Annotated in this window: 11 protein-coding genes; 4 read left to right on the top strand and 7 right to left on the bottom strand. The window is 71.1% G+C overall.

Annotated elements, in window-relative coordinates:
* Positions 1–4: 4 nt before the first annotated feature.
* Positions 5–499: a phosphate-starvation-inducible PsiE family protein gene (locus tag BLQ34_RS11915; protein ID WP_091785709.1), complete on the bottom strand. Its 495-nt coding sequence runs from the start codon at positions 497–499 to the stop codon at positions 5–7.
* Positions 500–751: 252 nt separating this feature from the next.
* Between BLQ34_RS11915 and edd the strand changes: the two genes are divergently transcribed.
* Positions 752–2,668, top strand: a complete 1,917-nt coding sequence (gene edd / locus BLQ34_RS11910) for a phosphogluconate dehydratase (protein WP_091785704.1) — start codon at positions 752–754, stop codon at positions 2,666–2,668.
* 56 nt (positions 2,669–2,724) lie between these two features.
* Positions 2,725–3,402: a bifunctional 4-hydroxy-2-oxoglutarate aldolase/2-dehydro-3-deoxy-phosphogluconate aldolase gene (eda, locus tag BLQ34_RS11905; protein WP_231961070.1), complete on the top strand. Its 678-nt coding sequence runs from the start codon at positions 2,725–2,727 to the stop codon at positions 3,400–3,402.
* 400 nt (positions 3,403–3,802) lie between these two features.
* Here eda and BLQ34_RS11900 read toward each other — a convergent pair whose 3' ends face one another.
* From BLQ34_RS11900 to BLQ34_RS11875, 6 genes are all read right to left on the bottom strand, one after another.
* Positions 3,803–4,444, bottom strand: a complete 642-nt coding sequence (locus BLQ34_RS11900) for a malonic semialdehyde reductase (RefSeq protein WP_091785698.1) — start codon at positions 4,442–4,444, stop codon at positions 3,803–3,805.
* Between the two features lie 54 nt (positions 4,445–4,498).
* Positions 4,499–5,530, bottom strand: coding sequence for a LacI family DNA-binding transcriptional regulator (locus BLQ34_RS11895; RefSeq protein WP_231961067.1), 1,032 nt, complete (start codon positions 5,528–5,530; stop codon positions 4,499–4,501).
* A 115-nt stretch (positions 5,531–5,645) separates the two neighbouring features.
* Positions 5,646–7,604, bottom strand: a complete 1,959-nt coding sequence (locus tag BLQ34_RS11890) for an ABC transporter ATP-binding protein (protein ID WP_091785692.1) — start codon at positions 7,602–7,604, stop codon at positions 5,646–5,648.
* A gap of 1 nt (position 7,605) precedes the next feature.
* Positions 7,606–8,535 (bottom strand): ABC transporter permease, encoded by a 930-nt coding sequence (locus BLQ34_RS11885; RefSeq protein WP_091785686.1) that lies wholly within the window; start codon positions 8,533–8,535, stop codon positions 7,606–7,608.
* Entirely contained in the window at positions 8,532–9,521 is a 990-nt protein-coding gene (locus BLQ34_RS11880) for an ABC transporter permease (protein ID WP_091785683.1), read from the bottom strand. Before BLQ34_RS11880 ends, BLQ34_RS11885 begins: the two co-directional genes overlap by 4 nt.
* A gap of 64 nt (positions 9,522–9,585) precedes the next feature.
* Positions 9,586–11,157 (bottom strand): ABC transporter substrate-binding protein, encoded by a 1,572-nt coding sequence (locus BLQ34_RS11875; protein ID WP_157693022.1) that lies wholly within the window; start codon positions 11,155–11,157, stop codon positions 9,586–9,588.
* Between the two features lie 303 nt (positions 11,158–11,460).
* Here BLQ34_RS11875 and BLQ34_RS11870 point away from each other — a divergent pair, with 303 nt between their 5' ends.
* Positions 11,461–14,865 (top strand): GH36-type glycosyl hydrolase domain-containing protein, encoded by a 3,405-nt coding sequence (locus BLQ34_RS11870; protein WP_157693021.1) that lies wholly within the window; start codon positions 11,461–11,463, stop codon positions 14,863–14,865.
* Positions 14,862–17,072 carry a glycoside hydrolase family 3 N-terminal domain-containing protein gene (locus tag BLQ34_RS11865; protein WP_091785674.1) on the top strand — a complete coding sequence of 737 codons (2,211 nt, stop codon included), beginning with the start codon at positions 14,862–14,864 and terminating at the stop codon, positions 17,070–17,072. The genes BLQ34_RS11870 and BLQ34_RS11865 overlap by 4 nt, the downstream gene beginning before the upstream one ends.
* Positions 17,073–17,074 lie beyond the last annotated feature (2 nt).

The following is a 17,074-nucleotide window of genomic DNA, read 5'->3' as shown; positions in this document are numbered from 1 at the left end:
GATATCACCTCGAACCGGAGGTCTGGGCCTCCTCGTCGGCGCCGTGACCGGAGTTGGTGCCCTCGCTCGGCTCGCGCTCCTTGCGCCGCAGCATGAAGGACGAGAGCGCCAGCAGGATGATCGTGCCGGTGAGCAGGGCCATCAGCCGCAGGTTGTCGGCGAACTCGGGCTTGCCCACCAGGTCGGGTGCCTTCACCGACAGCACGACGATCTCCTTGATCGAGGCGATGATGCCGACGAGCAGGAACGGCTCGGCCACGAGCTCGCGACGCGCCAGCGTGGTCCGCACCGCGAAGAGCAGCTCGACCACGATGAAGACGAGCAGCAGCAGGTCGAGGATGTTGGCCGCCACGTCGGTGACGCTGCCGCTCCCCAGGTCGCCGAAGGTGAGGACCGTCTTGACGATGACGACCGCGGCGACCGCGAAGAGGATCACCGCCACGGCGAGGTAGACGACGTTCTCGACCCGCTCGATGGTGTCCTCGATCCAGTCCGTCATGGCGGACATCCTGTCTGACCTGCGCCGATCCGTCACCCGCCCGGCACGAGTCCTTGCGGGATCCGGCGGACCAGGGCACGTCGGATCCCGCAAGGACTCGGGGGAGCCGGCGGACGCTACCCGTCCGTATCCCGGAACGGTCGGCAGGGACCGACCGAGCTGCCTCCAGACTTGTGGCCTGAGTCACACGCGCGCGTCAGTGTCGCCGTTCGCGCGGTCCCCGTCCCGACCGCCCGAATCCGAGGAGCCTGCATGGCGCCCACCGACACCACTGCCGTCCCGACCCCGCCGACCCTGCACCCGGTCGTGGCCGACGTCACCGCGAGGGTGACCGACCGCAGCCGGGCCAGCCGCGCGGCATACCTGCAGCGCATCTCGCGGGCGGCCTCCGAGCTCAGCCTGCGCCCGGCCCGCACCGACCTCGGTTGCTCCAACCTCGCCCACGCCGTCGCCGCGTGCGGCGGCAGCGACCGGGCGACGATGGCCGCCGACACCGGGGTGAGCCTCGGCATCATCACGTCCTACAACGACATGCTCAGCGCGCACGCACCCTTCGAGCACTACCCGCAGCAGATCAAGGCGACCGCCCGCGAGGTCGGCGCCGTGGCGCGGGTGGCCGGCGGCGTGCCGGCGATGTGCGACGGCATCACGCAGGGCCGGGCCGGCATGGAGCTCAGCCTGTTCAGCCGCGACGTCATCGCGATGTCGGCCGCGATCGCGCTCAGCCACGACGTCTTCGACGGCGTCCTCATGCTCGGCGTCTGCGACAAGATCGTGCCCGGCCTGGTGGCCGGGGCGCTCGCGTTCGGCCACCTGCCGACCGCGCTGGTGCCCGCCGGGCCGATGGCGTCGGGCCGCTCCAACGCCGAGAAGGCCGAGACCCGCAAGGCGTATGCCGCGGGCGAGGTGGGTCGCGACGAGCTGCTCGAGAGCGAGGTCGCGTCCTACCACTCGCCGGGCACCTGCACGTTCTACGGCACCGCCAACTCCAACCAGATGCTGATGGACGTCATGGGGCTGCACCTGCCAGGGGCCGCGTTCGTCCACCCCGACGACCCGTTGCGCGACGCGCTCACGGCGGCGACGACCGCGCGCGTCGCCGAGGTCGCGGCGTCGGACGCGCCCTACGGCATCGGCCGCGTCGTCGACGAGAAAGCGGTCGTCAACGGCGTCGTCGCCCTGCTCGCGACCGGCGGGTCGACCAACCACACGATGCACCTCATCTCGATGGCCGCCGCGGCAGGGATCGACCTGACGTGGGAGGACTTCGACGACCTCTCCACTGCGGTCCCGTCCGTCGCGCGGATCTACCCCAACGGCTCCGCCGACGTGAACCACTTCCACGCGGCGGGCGGCACGGCCTTCCTGGTGCGCACCCTGCTCGACCACGGCCTCCTCCACGAGGACGTCCTGACGCTGGCCGGACCCGGCCTGCGGCGCTACACGCAGCGCCCAGTGCTGGTCGACGGCCGGCTCGAGTTCGTCGACGCCGCAACGGAATCCGGCGACTCCGACGTCCTGCGCCCGGCCGACGACCCGTTCACCGTCGACGGCGGGCTGCGCGTCCTCGGCGGCACGCTCGGGCACGCGGTCATCAAGGTCTCGGCCGTCGCGGCCGAGCACCGCGTGGTCGAGGCCCCAGCGCGCGTCTTCACCGACCAGGTCGGGTTCCTCCAGGCCTTCTCGCGCAGGGAGCTCGACCGCGACGTCGTCGTCGTCATCCGTGAGCAGGGCCCGTCGGCCAACGGCATGCCCGAGCTGCACGCCCTGACCCCCTCTCTCGGGGTGCTCCAGAAGCGCGGGTATGCCGTGGCGCTCGTCACCGACGGCCGGATGAGTGGCGCGTCCGGCGCGATCCCAGCGGCCATCCACGTGACGCCGGAGTCGGTCCACGCCGGCCCGATCTCGAAGCTCCAGGACGGTGACGTGGTGCGGGTCGACTCGCTGACCGGGCGTCTCGACGTCCTGGTCGACGAGGAGGAGTTCGCGGCGCGGCTGCCGTCGCCGCGGGTCAGCGAGGAGGGCATCGGCACCGGCCGCGAGCTGTTCGCCGCGATGCGTGGGGTGGTCGGCCGGGCCGACGAGGGCGCCCACGTCTTCGGCAACCTGGGCCGGCTCTGGGAGAACGCGACGGCCGCACCGATCCTGACCCCCGAGGAGACCCGATGAGCAGCCTGTCCCACCCCCCGACGCAGGTTCTCCACCCGAACGGAACCCAACCTGCGGTGACGGGGACGAGCTCCGTGGCCACCGACTCGACCCCGGCCGAGCTGCCCGTGCTTCGCGACGGCGCGGACGTGCTCGACCTCGCCCCGGTGATCCCGGTCGTCGTCGTCGACTCGGTCGAGCAGGCCGTGCCGCTGGCCCGCGCCCTGGTGCGCGGCGGCATACCGGTCATCGAGATCACGCTGCGCAGTGCGGCCGGGCTCGGCGCGATCGAGGCGGTGGCCGCGCAGGTCGACGGCATGGTCGTCGGTGCCGGCACCGTCGTCACCCCAGCCCAGGTGCAGCAGGTCAAGGACGCCGGCGCGCAGTTCGTCGTCACGCCGGGCTCGCCGCCGCGACTGCTCGACGCGGCCCTGGCGAGCGGCCTGCCGCTGCTCGCCGGGGCCGGCACCCTGACCGAGATGCTGACGCTGGCCGAGGCCGGGCTGGAGGCGATGAAGTTCTTCCCCGCCGAGGCCAGTGGCGGGCGTCCTTACCTGTCTGCGGTCGCGGGACCGTGTCCGCAGCTGCGGTTCTGCCCCACCGGTGGGATCACGCCCGAGACGGCGGCGGCCTGGCTGGCGCTCCCGAACGTGGGGTGTGTCGGCGGCTCGTGGCTGACGCCGAAGGACGCGGTGGCGCAGGGAGACTGGGCCCGGATCGAGGCGCTGGCCGCTGCGGCGGCTGCCCTGCGCTGAGGCTCATGCTTGCTCCCGCCCGTGCGGGGTATCAGGGAGCGCATCGCGCCCTCCTTCACCCCGAGCCAGGGAGTAGCGGAGACGGACGGCAGCGAGTCGCGTGAGGGGCGACTTGCTGCCGTCCGGGCATGGAACAGCCCGTGGGCCTTCCGGGCCGCGATCAAGCGGCTCGGCGTGCGCAGGGGACGACCTGCGCGGCCCACGGGCTGCGGTTAACTGCTTGGGATTGCGCCGGATGACGCACCTCGAGCAGTCGAGGGGCGCTAGCGCGCAGTCACCTCACGCGTCCAAATAGAAATCACTTCTTGGACCACCTCCCTTCCGTGTAGCTCGACGCTAAGTCGGGAAGGTCGCCCTGTGCAACAGATTTCCAGAAATCCCGGTCCCGCGAGAGCGCCGGTCAGACGGCGGTGACGACCTCGTCGTAGTCCAGGCGGGGGAGCCGGTCCATCCAGGCGCCCTCGGCGGGGCGGCCGATGTTGACCACGGCGATGGTGCGGTGCGCACCGTCGGGGAAGAACTCGCGGTCGACCCCGGCGGCGTCGAACCCGGTCATCGGGCCGGCGGCCAGCCCGGCGGCGCGGACCCCGAGGATGAAGTAGGCGACCTGCAGGGTGGCGTTGAGCAGGGCCGAGCCCTCACGCATCTCGTCGTTGCCCGCGAACAGGTCGCGGGCGCCCTCGAAGTGCGGGAACACCTTGCCGAGCTCGTCGTGGAAGTCGGTGTCGGCGGCGAGGACGGCGACCAGCGGGGCGGTCGAGGTCTTGGCCTTGTTGTTGCCGCTCATCTGCTCGACCAGCCGGCCGCGGGCCTCGGGGCTGCGCACCAGGACGATCCGCAGCGGCTGGTTGTTCATCGAGGTCGGCGCCCACTTGACCAGGTCGTAGATGGCGCGCACCTGCTCCTCGGACACCGGTTCGTCGGTGAAGGCGTTGGCGGTGCGGGCCGCACGGAAGAGCAGGTCCTGAGCCTCGGGGGAGAGCTCGAGGTGGTCAGCGAACTGGGCCTCGAAGTCGGTCAGGGAGTCGTGGGTCTGGGTCATAGGTCATTGAACAGTCAACTTCTTTGTTGCATTCCCCAACCAAGAAGTCGCAGGTCAGGACCGCTGGGCACCGAACTCCGGGCCGCTCCACGGGCACCCGCACGACCCCCGCACCACCACCCGGGTGGGCAGGATCTGCGGCTGCACGTCGCGGGTGCGGCCCTGGATCCGCTCGTGCAGCCGGATCGCCGCCCAGCGCCCCAGCTCGTGGGTCGGCTGCTTCACCGTCGTGAGGCCGGGATCGACGTAGCGCGAGGCCATGATGTCGTCGAACCCCACGATGGCCAGGTCGTCGGGGATCCGCACCCCCCGCCGGGCGAGCAGGGTCATCGTCGCCAGCGCCAGCTCGTCGTTCGCGCACACGACGCCGTCGACGGCATCGCCTGCCGCCACCAGGGCCTCGACGATCTCGGGGGCCGACGACTCCTCGAACCACACGCGCAGCGGCGGCAGCGCCTCGGACAGGCCCGCGTCGGCCAGGGCGGCTGCGAACCCGGCATACCGCTCCCGGATGTCGTACGACGTCTCGGGGTCACCCGCGAAGACGAGCCGGCGCCGGCCGTGCCCCAGCAGGTGCGCGGTGAGCTCCGCGGCGCTCTCGGAGTTCTCGACGGTGACCGTGTCACAACCCTCGATCGGCGCGTGGGCGAGGACCACGGCCGGGGTGCTGCGCGCCAGCGTGCGGATGATCGCGTCGCCCGCTGTCCCGTGCGTGAGGACGAGCCCGTCGACCCGCGCCAGCAGCGTGCGCAGCGTCGTGTCGAGGTCGGTCACCCCGGCGCTCACCACCACCACGACGGACTGGCCGTACTGTGCCGCCGTCGACTCGTAGCCCGCGAGCAGCTCGGCGAAGTAGGGGCCGGTCAGCCCGGGCAGCACCAGGCCGTGCGCCTCGTGCCGCTTGACGTCGAGCGTGCGCGCGGCGCGCAGCGGCACGTAGTCGAGGTCCTCCACCGCCCGCAGCACCTTCTGGCGGGTGACCGGCGACGACCGCGCCGACCCCTGCAGCACCCGCGACACGGTGGCGATGCTGACCCCGGCCCGCTCGGCGACGGTGTAGATCGTCACCGGGCGGTCGGGATCCATGGGGAGCATCCTTGCCGTCACCCACGGCCCGGACAACATCGGGCCCGCGTAGGCAAGCCGCCGGCCGTTGCCGTGGCGGTGGCCGTGGCGGTGGCCGAGGGCTCGCCCGCGCTCGTCAGCCGGCGGTGGCCGCCTGCTCGAACGGGTTGGGTATGGCGTCCAGCAGCCGCTGCGTGTAGGCGTCACCGGGGTTGCGGATCACCTCGAGCGCCGGCCCCTGCTCGACGACCCGGCCCTCGGAGAGCACCAGGATCTCGTCGGCCAGCAGCCGGGCGCTGAGCAGGTCGTGGGTGATGTAGAGGACGCCGATGTCGTGGCCCGTCACGAGCTCCTGGAGCAGCTCGAGGATCTCGGCTCGGATCGACACGTCGAGGCTCGAGATCGGCTCGTCGGCGACGATCAGCTCCGGGTTGGCGGCGAGCGCCCGCGCGATGACGACGCGCTGGCGCTGGCCGCCCGACAGCTCGTACGGGTAGCGGTCGAGGAACCGGTCGCTCGGGGTCAGCGCCACCGTCTCCAGCAGCTCACCGGCCACCGCCTCGGCCTCCTTGGCGCCGAGGCCGCGGTGGTTCCGCAGTGGGCGCGACAGCGTGTAGCGCAACGTCAGGGCCGGGTTCAGCGAGCTGTAGGGGTCCTGGAACACCATCTGCACGTGCTTGCGGTAGCCGCGCAGCTGGCGCGAGCGCAGCCGTTCCACGGCGATCTCGCCGTCCGACCCGCTGAAGTGGATGGTGCCGCTCGTCGGCTTGTCGACACCGGTGATCATGCGGGCCAGCGTCGTCTTGCCGCTCCCGCTCTGACCCACCAGGGCGGTGACCTCGCCCTTGCGCAGCTGGAACGACACGTCGTCGACCGCGGTCATCCGCTGCCGGGTGAAGCCCTTGCGCCGCTCGAAGACCTTGGTCACGCCGTCGACCTGGAGGAAGACGTCGCCGCGCCGGGCGCGCGCGCTGTCCTCCGCGGTCTTGACGAACTCCGGTCCGTCGAAGTGCAGGGTCGGCTCGGGGAGGTCGACCGGACGGTCCTGCGCGGGGCCGCGCTGCAGGTGCGCCACGTGGCACGCGACCCGTCCGGCGGCGAGCGGCAGCAGGGCCGGGTCGTCCGTGGCGCAGCGTTCGATCGCCTCGGGGCAGCGGGCGGCGAACCGGCAGCCCTCGACCCGGCGGGTCAGGTCCGGCGGCCGACCCGGGATGTAGGTCACCCGGACCGTGTCGGCCCGCGGGTTGCTGTAGGAGCCCAGCAGGCCCTTGGAGTAGGGGTGCAGCGGGTCGGCCACGAGGGTGGCGGCGGGCTGCTGCTCGACCAGGCGCCCGGCATACATGACGAAGATCCGGTCGGACAGCTCCATGACGGTGCCGATGTCGTGGCTGATGAAGAGCACCGCGAAGCCCTGCTCCTTCTGGAGCCGGCGCACCGCCTCGAGGATCGAGCGCTGCACCACCACGTCGAGTCCGGTGGTGGGCTCGTCGAGCAGGACGAAGCGCGGCCGGTTGGCGAGGGCGAGCGCGAGGTTGACGCGCTGCTTCATGCCGCCCGAGAGCTCGTGCGGATAGGCGCTCATGAACTTCGGGTCGATCATGACCATCTCGAAGAGGTCGCGGACCCGCTCCGTCACTGCGTCACCCCGCAGGTCGCTGTGCTCCTCGATGACGTCGCGGAACTGTGCCGCGACGCGCATCACCGGGTTGAGCGAGTTCATGCTGCTCTGGAAGACCGTGGCGATGTCCCGCCAGCGGCGCGACCTCAGCTCCTCCGGCGACAGCGACGCCAGGTCTTCGCCGTCGAACTCGATCGTCCCGCCGCTGACCCTGCCCGGCTTCTCGAGCAGGCTCAGGAGCGCCATCGCGAGGGTCGACTTGCCGCTGCCGGACTCGCCGATCAGCCCGACGAACTCGCCCTCGGCCAGGTCGAAGCTGACCTGGTCGACGGCGGTGAGCGCGGGTGACGTCTTGGGCTCGAACCGGACGCTGAGGTCACGGACCCGCAGGAGCGGGGTGCCGGCGCCGGGTGCGGTCGAGTCGGTGGCCTCGGTGGTCGTGGTCTCGGTGGTCGTGGTCTCGTTGGCGGCAGCCATGTCAGTCCTCCCTGAGGTGGGGGTTGGACAGCAGGTCGACCCCGAAGTTGATGAACGTCAGCGAGGTGATGAGCAGCGCCAGCACGAGACCGGGAGCCAGCACCCAGAGCCAGAGGCCCTGGCCGACGGCGCCCTGCTCGTTGGCCTGGTAGAGCATCGTGCCCCACGAGACCGTGTTGGGGTCGCCGAGACCCAGGAAGGACAGCCCGGCCTCTGCGCCGATCGCCCCGGTCGACGCGCCGACGAAGCCGGCCGCCACGAGGGACGTCATGCTCGGCATGATCTCGCGGAAGATGATCCGTCCGGAGCCCTCGCCGGCGAACTTGGCCGCGGTCACGAAGTCGCGGTTGCGCAGCGTGATGATCTGCGACCGCTTGGCCCGAGCGTGGCCGGCCCACGAGGTGATGCCGATGACGAAGACGATGAGCGGGATGCCACGCACCTCGCTGTAGGCGATCAGGACGATCATCAGGGGGAGCACCGGCACGACGATCGCGACGTTCGTGAAGAACGACAGGATGTCGTCGACGACGGTGCCTTCCTTGTAGCCCGACCACATCCCGATCACCAGGGCGATGGCGGTCGACACGAGCCCGCCGAACAGCCCCACGACCAACGAGATCCGGCTGCCGTAGACCAGCTGCGAGAAGATGTCGCCGCCCTGGGTCGTGGTGCCCAGCCAGTGGTCCCCGCCGGGCGGCAGCAGCGCCTCGAAGTCGGAGCGGGTGCCCTCGTAGGGGGCGATCAGCGGCGCGAGGACCGCCACGAGGACGAAGCCGAGCAGCAGGAAGATGCCGACCCGCGCCTTGCCGTTGCCCCAGATCAGCTGCCACCAGCGCTGCTGGGTGTAGCCGGCACCGATCGGCGCCTGGTTGTCCGTGCCGTCACCGGGGCGTTCGTCCGCACCGGTCTGGACCACACCTGCGGTCATGACTGCGACCTCCTCGCGCGCGGGTCGAGCACGCCGTAGAGCAGGTCTGCGACGAGGTTCGCCAGCAGGACCCCGATGATGATGAAGAGCAGCAGCGTCTGCAGCAGCGGGAAGTCGCGGTTGCCGATCGCCTCGGCCATCAGCCGCCCCATCCCCGGGTAGTCGTAGATCTGCTCCACGAGGATCGAGCCACCGAGCACCCCGCCCAAGGCGATCGCGAACCCGGTGACGCTGGGCAGCAACGCGTTCCGCGCGGCATACCGGAGCGCCACGACCTTGTCGGGCAGGCCCTTGGCCTTGGCGAGCCGGATGTAGTCCTCGCCCAGGTTCATCACCATCGTGTTGCGCATGCCGAGGATCCACCCGATCGGGGCAGTGACCAGCAGCGACAGTGCGGGCAGGATGGAGTGGTATGCCGCGTCGCCGAGGAACGCCGCGTTCAGGCCGGGCGTCGTGGCCGAGTAGCCACCTCCGGTCGGGAACCAGCCCATCGTGTAGCCGAAGATGAACAGCAGCAGCAACGCGATCCAGAACCCCGGCAACGTCCCGACGAAGGTCGAGCCGAGCGTGACGATGCCGTCGAACCGCGAGTTGCGTCGCCAGGCTGCGAACGCCCCGAGGGTGATCCCGATGACGAAGGCGAGCACCTGGGTGACGCCCACGAGGACCAGGGTCCACGGCAGGGCTTGCCCGATCACCTCGGTGACGGGGTAGGGGTAGTACGTGTAGGAGAGGCCGAAGTCGCCGTGGGCCAGCGCCTTCAGGTACTCCACGTACTGGTGGAAGAGGCTCCCGTCCGGGGCGCCCAGCATGGCTCGCATGGCCTCCACGGCTGCGGGGTTGAGTTGGGCGTCCTTGCCGGCGAGCTTCTGCACCATCACCTCGGCGGGGTCGCCGGGCTGGAGCCGCGGGATCACGAAGTTCAGCGTGATCGCGGCCCACAGGGTGGCGAGGAAGAACGCGATCTTGCGAGCGAAGTACCTCACGCTGCGGTCACCTCCGACGGGGGCTCCCCGGGCCGGGACTGCTCCCGGCCCGGGTGGGCCGTGGTCACTTGGCGGGCTTCAGGTGGGTCATGATGAGCAGGCGGTCGTCCGCCGGCTGCGCGTACGGGTCCGACTCGCTCGGCCAGCCGACCGCCTTGTCGGTGCGGTAGAGGATCCGCGCCGGGGCGTAGATCAGCGGCGTCACCGGGTACTGCGTCATCATCGTGTCGACCAGCGTCCCGACGAGCTCCTTCTGTTTCGCCTCGTCGGTGGTCGCGCTGAGCTCCTTGACCGTCGCGTCGGTCGCGGGGTCGTTCCAGCGCTCGACGTTGGGCAGGATCTCGGTCTTCGTCGGGATCTGGTCCGAGGAGAGCTTGCCGCCGAAGTTCTTGGCGTTGTCGCAGCCGCCGTTGATGTACTCGAACATCAGCTGGAAGTCACCGGACTTCTTCTGTGCATCGACGCTCTCGGGTGCCGTGGTGTTCAGCTTGGTCGTCACGCCAATGGAGTTGAGGTTGCGGACGACGACCTCGGCCATCGACTGGTAGTCGATGTAGCCGGCCTGGACGGTGAAGGTCAGGTTGAGCGGCTGGCCGTCCTTGCCCTTGCGCTTGCCGTCGGGGCCCTTGGCGTAGCCGGCCGCGTCCAGCAGCTGCGCGGCCTTGGCCGCGTCGAACTTGATGACCGTGTCGGCACCGTCGTTCGCGGCGTACTTCTCGGGCAGCAGCTTGGCCGCCGCGGGCAGCTTGAGACCGGTCTGGCTGGCCGGCTTCATGATCCCGTAGGTCGCCTTCTGCGACATCTCCTCACGGTTGAGCGCCGGGGCGATGGCCTCGCGGAACTTCACGTCGTCGAAGGGAACCTTCTGCACGTTGGGGCTCAGCACCGTCGCGCCGTTGGGGGCGAACCAGAAGTGGTTGGTCTTCTTGTCGGCACCGACGAACGAGCGCTCGGGGTTGGGGATCTCACCCCAGTAGGCGTCGAGCTGGCCCGAGCGGAGCTTGAGGGCGGCCTGGGAGGCGTCGTAGTTGCCCTCCAGGATCAGCTTCTGCACCTTGATCTTGTCGGCCTGCCAGTAGTCGGCGCGACGGACGAGCTCGAGGCGGCGGCCGTTGTAGTTGCCGACCTTGAACGGGCCGGAGCCGACCGGGGCCTTGTCGATGTACTTGGTGACGTCCCCGACCTTGGAGTACACGTGCTCGGGCAGGATCTGCAGCTTGATCAGCTCGTCGAACTTGGGAGCGGCGTTGCCCCCGAATGCGATCCGCACCTTGTTGGCGTTCGCGGTCACCGACGTGGCCGGTGCGCCGAAGATCGGCTTCCAGATCGCGGCCCGGTCGATGGCCGGGTAGGTCTTGGCGAGGTTGAGGGTGAAGGCGACGTCCTTGGCCGTGAGCGGCTGGCCGTCGCTCCACTTCACTCCGTCGCGGATCGTGAACTCCAGAGTGGCTGCGTCGCTGCTCCACTTGTAGTCGGTGGCCAGCCACGGGGTGATCTGGCAGGTGATGCCGTTACGCACCATGAGCGGCTCGTAGAGCCAGGTCTTGGTGAGCGCGTTCACCGCATAGGGGTTGTAGTCGACCAGTCCACCCATGGCCGCTGGTGCGTCGCTGGGGAAGGTCAGCTGCGCGATCATCCCGCCGCCACCACCGGCTCCACCACCCCCGGAGGCTCCGCCGCCGGCACACGCCGACAGGCCAAGGGCTCCGCAGAATGCAAGAGCCACAACGGTTTTAGTCTTTCGGGTGATTGCCGTCGCCATTGACTGACCTCCAGTGGGGATGTCTTTTCACCCTGAGAGGGGCGGAGGTCGCCTGTCAACGATTATTGGCATGAAAGTACTTTCATGACCTTCGGCCGTGCTCAGCAATCGGTTTTCATTTATTTACAACGGATTTCGGCTTGTCCTCTGTGAGGTGACCGCTGCTATACACAAGGGGTGCCTTCTCGTACGAACGCAATGACGCGCGGCCACCACGAGCTCTCCAGCGCCTCCGGGCTGCGGGCGGTGTTCACGGACCACGGCAGCCTCGCCCGCCTCGACGCGGGCCCGACCTCGCTGCTCATGTACCCGGCGAGTGCCCACGAGTCCGGTCCGGCCAATCTCTACCTCCGCCTCCTCGACGGCGCAGGCACGACGGACGGTGCGAGCCGTGACGTCGCGTGGGTGCCCCTCCTGGGGCCGAGCAGCCGCAGTGTGGTCACGTGGTCGGAGGCCGGCCCCGTCGCCCGCGGCGAGTGGCAGGGCCTGCGGTATGCCGTGTGGTTCCGGCTCGCCGACGCCGCCCCCGCATGGTTCTGGCACGTCGAGGTGGAGAACACCGGCGGAGCCGAGGTCGAGGTGGACGTCGTGCTGGCGCACGACCCCGGGCTCGCGCCCTACGACGGCCTCCGCGTCAACGAGTTCTACGTCAGCCAGTACCTCGACCTCACGCCGGTCGCGACCGAGAACGGCACGGCCCTCGCCGTCCGCCAGAACATGCCGGGTCAGTCCGTCCCGTGGATGCTCCTCGGTTCGCTGGTCGAGGGTCGCGGGTGGGCCACCGACACCCTCCAGCTCGTCCGGGGAGCCGCCCGCCCGGGCGCCCCGGTGGCGCTGTCGGCCGCTGACCTGCCCTCGCACCGGCTCCAGCACGAGCACGCCCTGGCCGTCCTCCAGGACACCCCCGTCCGGCTCGCCAGCGGGGGGCGGCACGTCACCGGGTTCTACGGCATCGTCAGTCCCGACCACCCGGAAGCCACCTCCGACGCCGACGCGGCCTGGCACGAGCGTGCCCTGTCCCAGGCCGAGGCGCGGCCACCGACGCAGCCCGGGACCGACGACACCACCCACTCCCTCGCGGCCCCCCGTTCGATCTTCAGCACTGCGCCGCCACTGGCCGTCGACGACCTCGACGCCGACACCCTGGCCGAGCTGACCGGTGACCCCGACCCGCGGCACCTCGAGACCGACGCCGAGGGACGGTTGCTCTCGTGGTTCGGCAGCGAGGGCTCGCACGTCGTCACGGCGGCCAAGGAACGACTCGTCCTGCGCCCCCACGGACACGTCCTGCGCACCGGTGACGCCCTGGTGCCCGACACCGGCACGCTCACGTCGACGCTGTGGATGACCGGCGGCTTCCACTCCCAGCTCACCCGTGGCCACGTCGGCCGGGGGCGCCTGCTCTCGACCCGGCGTGGCTACCTGGGTGTCCAGCGGGCGCACGGCCTCAGGGTGTTCGTCGAGGAGCCGTCGGCCGAGGGAGGCTGGGCCCTCCTCGAGACCCCCAGCGCCTGGGCGCTGCGCACCGACCGCGCCACGTGGTGGTACGCCCGCGACGACCTCGCCCTGGAGGTGAGCTCGACGGCACCGAGCGACGCCCACGAGCTGGGGTGGTCTGTCCGCTGGTTGTCCGGCGCCCCGCGCCGGTTGCTCGTGGCCCTCAACATCGCGGTGGACGGCGACGACGGCCTCGGCCCCGCCGCACACGACGTGGCGGTGCGTGACGACGGTGCCGACATCGGCGCCGGCTCGACCTCGCTGCACCTCGGCTGGCCTGCCGGCGCGGTGTCGGTCGCGGCCGACGGGCCGCTCTTCACCGACGGCGAGGAGCGGGGCACCTCCTGGGTCACGCTCGAGGTCGCGCCCCGCAGCCGGTTCGCCCTCACCCTCTCCGTGACGAGCGCCGACGGCGACCAGGAGGTGCGCCCGACACCCGAACAGCGCCTGGGTGCCGACTGGACGCGGACGGTGGGCGCGCTACGGCTCACCGCGGGGGCCTCGGACCCGGCACTCGCCGCCGAGGTCGCCGCGATCGACACGGCGCTCCCGTGGTTCACCCAGAACGCCCTCGTCCACTACCTCTCACCGCGTGGTCTCGAGCAGTTCTCCGGCGGCGCCTGGGGCACCCGTGACGTGTGTCAGGGCCCGGTGGGCCTGCTGACCGCGCTGGGGCGCGACGCCGACCAGCGTGACGTGCTGCTGCGGCTCTTCCGGGCGCAGAACGCACGCGGCGACTGGCCGCAGGCCTTCGACTTCCTCCCTCCGCTGGCCGAGGCCGGTCAGCAGGACGCCCACGGCGACGTCCTGTACTGGCCCGTGTTGGCGGTCGGGGACTACCTGCGGTCGACGGGCGATGCCTCGTTGCTCAGCGAGGGACTTCCCTTCGTCGGCGACGACGCGCTCACCCCGCCGGCGTCCGTCGAGGACCACCTGCGGCGCGCGCTCGACCGGGTTGCCGAGGTCCGCGTGCCCGGCACCTCCCTGCCCGCCTACGGCCACGGCGACTGGAACGACTCCCTCCAGCCGGCCGACCCGCACCTCGCCGCGCGCCTCGTGTCCACCTGGACCACGGTGCTGCTGGTCACCGCGCTGCGCTCACTCGCCGATGGCCTGGAGTCCTGCGACGCCGCCCCCGACCTCGTCACCCGGGCCCGAGAGGCCGCCGACGCCGCGCACACCGCCCTCACCGACGACCTGGTCGTCGACGGGGTGCTGCCCGGTTACGTGCTGCTCGACGACGACGGAGGGTCCGAGCCGCTGGTGCACCCCCGCGACACCCGCACCGGCCTGACCCACGGCGTGCTGCCGTGGATCCACGCCATCTCCGCCGACCTGCTCAGCGCCGAGCAGGCGCGCCACCACCTCGACCTCATCGACCAGCACCTGCTCGGACCCGACGGCGCGCGGCTGTTCGACCGGCCGGTGGCCTACAGCGGTGGGCCGATGAAGGTGTTCCAGCGGGCCGAGGCGAGCACCTTCTGGGGGCGCGAGATCGGGCTCATGTACATGCATGCCCACCTGCGCTACGCCGAGGCGCTGGCCCGCGTCGGCGACGCGGAGCAGCTCTTCGCCGCGCTCTGCCAGGCCAACCCGATCGGGGTGACCGAGCGGGTGCCGCGGGCGCGGCCGCGACAGTCCACCACCTACTACTCCTCGTCGGACGGCGCGTTCGACGACCGGCTCGACGCCAGCGAGCGGTATGCCGCGCTGATGGCCGGCGATGTCGACCTGGAAGGCGGGTGGCGGGTCTACTCCTCGGGTCCCGGGCTCTACCTGCGGCTGCTCGCCGAGAGCCTACTGGGCGTCCGGTCGCGCGGCGCACTGATCGAGATCGACCCGGTGCTCGCACCTGGTCTCGACGGCCTGAATGCCCGAATCCCCTTGGGAGACAAGGGGCTTCGGGTCACCTACCGCGTGGGTTCGGCAGGCTCGGGGGTGGTGCGAGTCGTCGCGCGCGGACGAGAGCTCGAGACCACGCCGCTCGCCAACCCCTACCGATCGGCCGGCGTCAGTGTGCGGCGGGCCGACCTCCTGGCTGCGGCCGTGGGCGGCGAGGTCGAGCTCACCGTGGAGACCCTGTGACCGGCGGCGTCATCGACTCGGCCGACCGGCCCTGGCTCGACTCCTCCTTGCCGGTCCCAGAGCGGGTGGAGCTCCTGCTGGCCCGGATGACCTTGCAGGAGAAGGTCGGCCAGACCCACCAGGTCGCCAACATCCACCCCCACGACGACGCGGACCAGCTGGCCTCTGGTGCCATCGGGTCGAGCCTCTTCGCGAGCGGCGCGACCGGTGGCAACGAGCGCGACGAGGGCGTCCTCGCCGCCAACATCGACGCCGCCCAGCGCCACGCGGTCGAGGCGAGCCGACTCGGCATACCGGTGCTCTTCGGCCGTGACGTGATCCACGGCCACCGCACCGTGGGACCCATCCCGCTGGGACTGGCAGCCTCGTTCGACGAGTCGCTCGTCGAGCAGCTGGCTGCGGTCGCGGCCTCGGAGGCGGTCGTCGACGGGGTGGCGTGGACCTTCGCGCCGATGGTCGACCTGTCCGAGGAGCCCCGCTGGGGGCGCGTCGCCGAGTCGTTGGGCGAGACACCCGTCCTCAGCGGACGGCTCGCCGCCGCGATGGTGCGCGGCTTCCAGGGCACCGGTGTCACGGGCGCCGACGTGTCCGACCGCGACCGGATCGCGGCCTGCGCCAAGCACTTCGCCGGCTACGGACTGTCGGCCGGTGGTCGTGACTACGACACCGTGTCAGTCGGCGAGAACACCCTGCGAAACCTGCACCTGCGACCGTTCCGGACCGCGGTGGACGCGGGCGTCTGCACCGTGATGGCGGCGTTCAACGACGTCGACGGCACGCCGATGCACGCGCACCGCCACCTCCTGCGCGACGTGCTCAAGGGAGAGTGGGGGTTCGACGGCGTCGTCGTCGCCGACTGGAACGGCATCGGCCAGCTCGTCCACCAAGGAGTCGCGGCCGACCTCCGCGACGCCGCGCGGTTGGCCATCGAGGCCGGGGTCGACCTCGACATGTGCTCGGGTTCCTACGCCGCCCACCTCGCCGACCTGGTCGAGTCCGGTGAGGTCGACGTCGAGCTGGTCGACGACGCGGTGCGCCGGCTGCTGACCCTCAAGCTCCGGCTGGGGCTCTTCGAGACGCCATACGTCGGCGACCCCGGCCGCACCAACGCGCCGACCGCCGCCACGCGCGCGGTGGCCCGCCGAGCCGCTCACGGCGCCCACGTGCTCGTCTCGAACAACGGTGTCCTTCCGCTCACGGCCGAGGTGGGCACCGTGCACCTCAGCGGCCCCTTCGCGGAGGCGGGCGAGGAGCTGCTGGGCACCTGGACGCTCGACGGCCGTGGCGAGGACGTCGTCAGCCCCGCGACCGCCTTCGGTGAGCGGCTGGGCGACCGACTGGTCGTCAGCGACGGCCGGTTCAGCGACCGCGCCGTCCAGCAGGTGCGCAACGCCGAAGTCACCGTCGCGGTGGTGGGTGAGCACCCGTGGCGCTCTGGGGAGGCCAACTCCGTCACCGACATCGGGCTGCCGGCGGGACAGCTCGACCACCTGCGCCAGCTCGCCCGCCTCGGCAAGCCGCTGGTCGTGGTCGTCTACACCGGCCGTCCCCTCGACCTCGGCGACGTGCTCGACCTCGCCGACGCGGTGCTGGTCGTCTGGCACCCGGGGGTCGAGGCAGGACCGGCGCTGGCCGACATCGTGTTCGGCGACGTCGGACCGCACGGTCGGCTGCCGATGACCTTCCCCCGCACCACCGGCCACATCCCGACCAGCACCCACCAGCGGCCCACCGGGCGGCTCGTCGAGCTGCACGAGGAGGGCACCCAGGGCCGCTACCTCGACGACCAGGTGTATCCGCGGCTGCCGTTCGGGCACGGACTGACCTACACGACCTTCGACTACGGCGAGCTCCGCACCACCGGCTCGCTCGAGCTCGGCCGCGACGGGTCGCTCGACGTCGAGGTGGACGTCACCAACACCGGTCCCCGGGCCGGGCGCGAGGTGGTGCAGCTGTCGTTCCGCGACCCGGTCGCCCAGGTGACCCGGCCGCTCACCGAGCTCGTCGACTGGGTCGCCCTCGACCTGGGGCCGGGCGAGCAGGGCACCGCCACCTTCACCGTGCGAGCCGACCAGTTCGCCTACTACGGAGCTGACAACGTCCTGCGGGTCGACCCCGGCGAGATCCGCCTGACTGCCGGACCGGACGCCCTGCACGGCAGCTCACTGTCGATCACCATCACCCCGACCACCACCACCAACCCCTGAGG

The organism is Pedococcus dokdonensis (assembly GCF_900104525.1).
In the GTDB taxonomy this organism is placed as follows: domain Bacteria; phylum Actinomycetota; class Actinomycetes; order Actinomycetales; family Dermatophilaceae; genus Pedococcus; species Pedococcus dokdonensis.
This window is presented reverse-complemented; position numbering and strand designations above follow the sequence as displayed.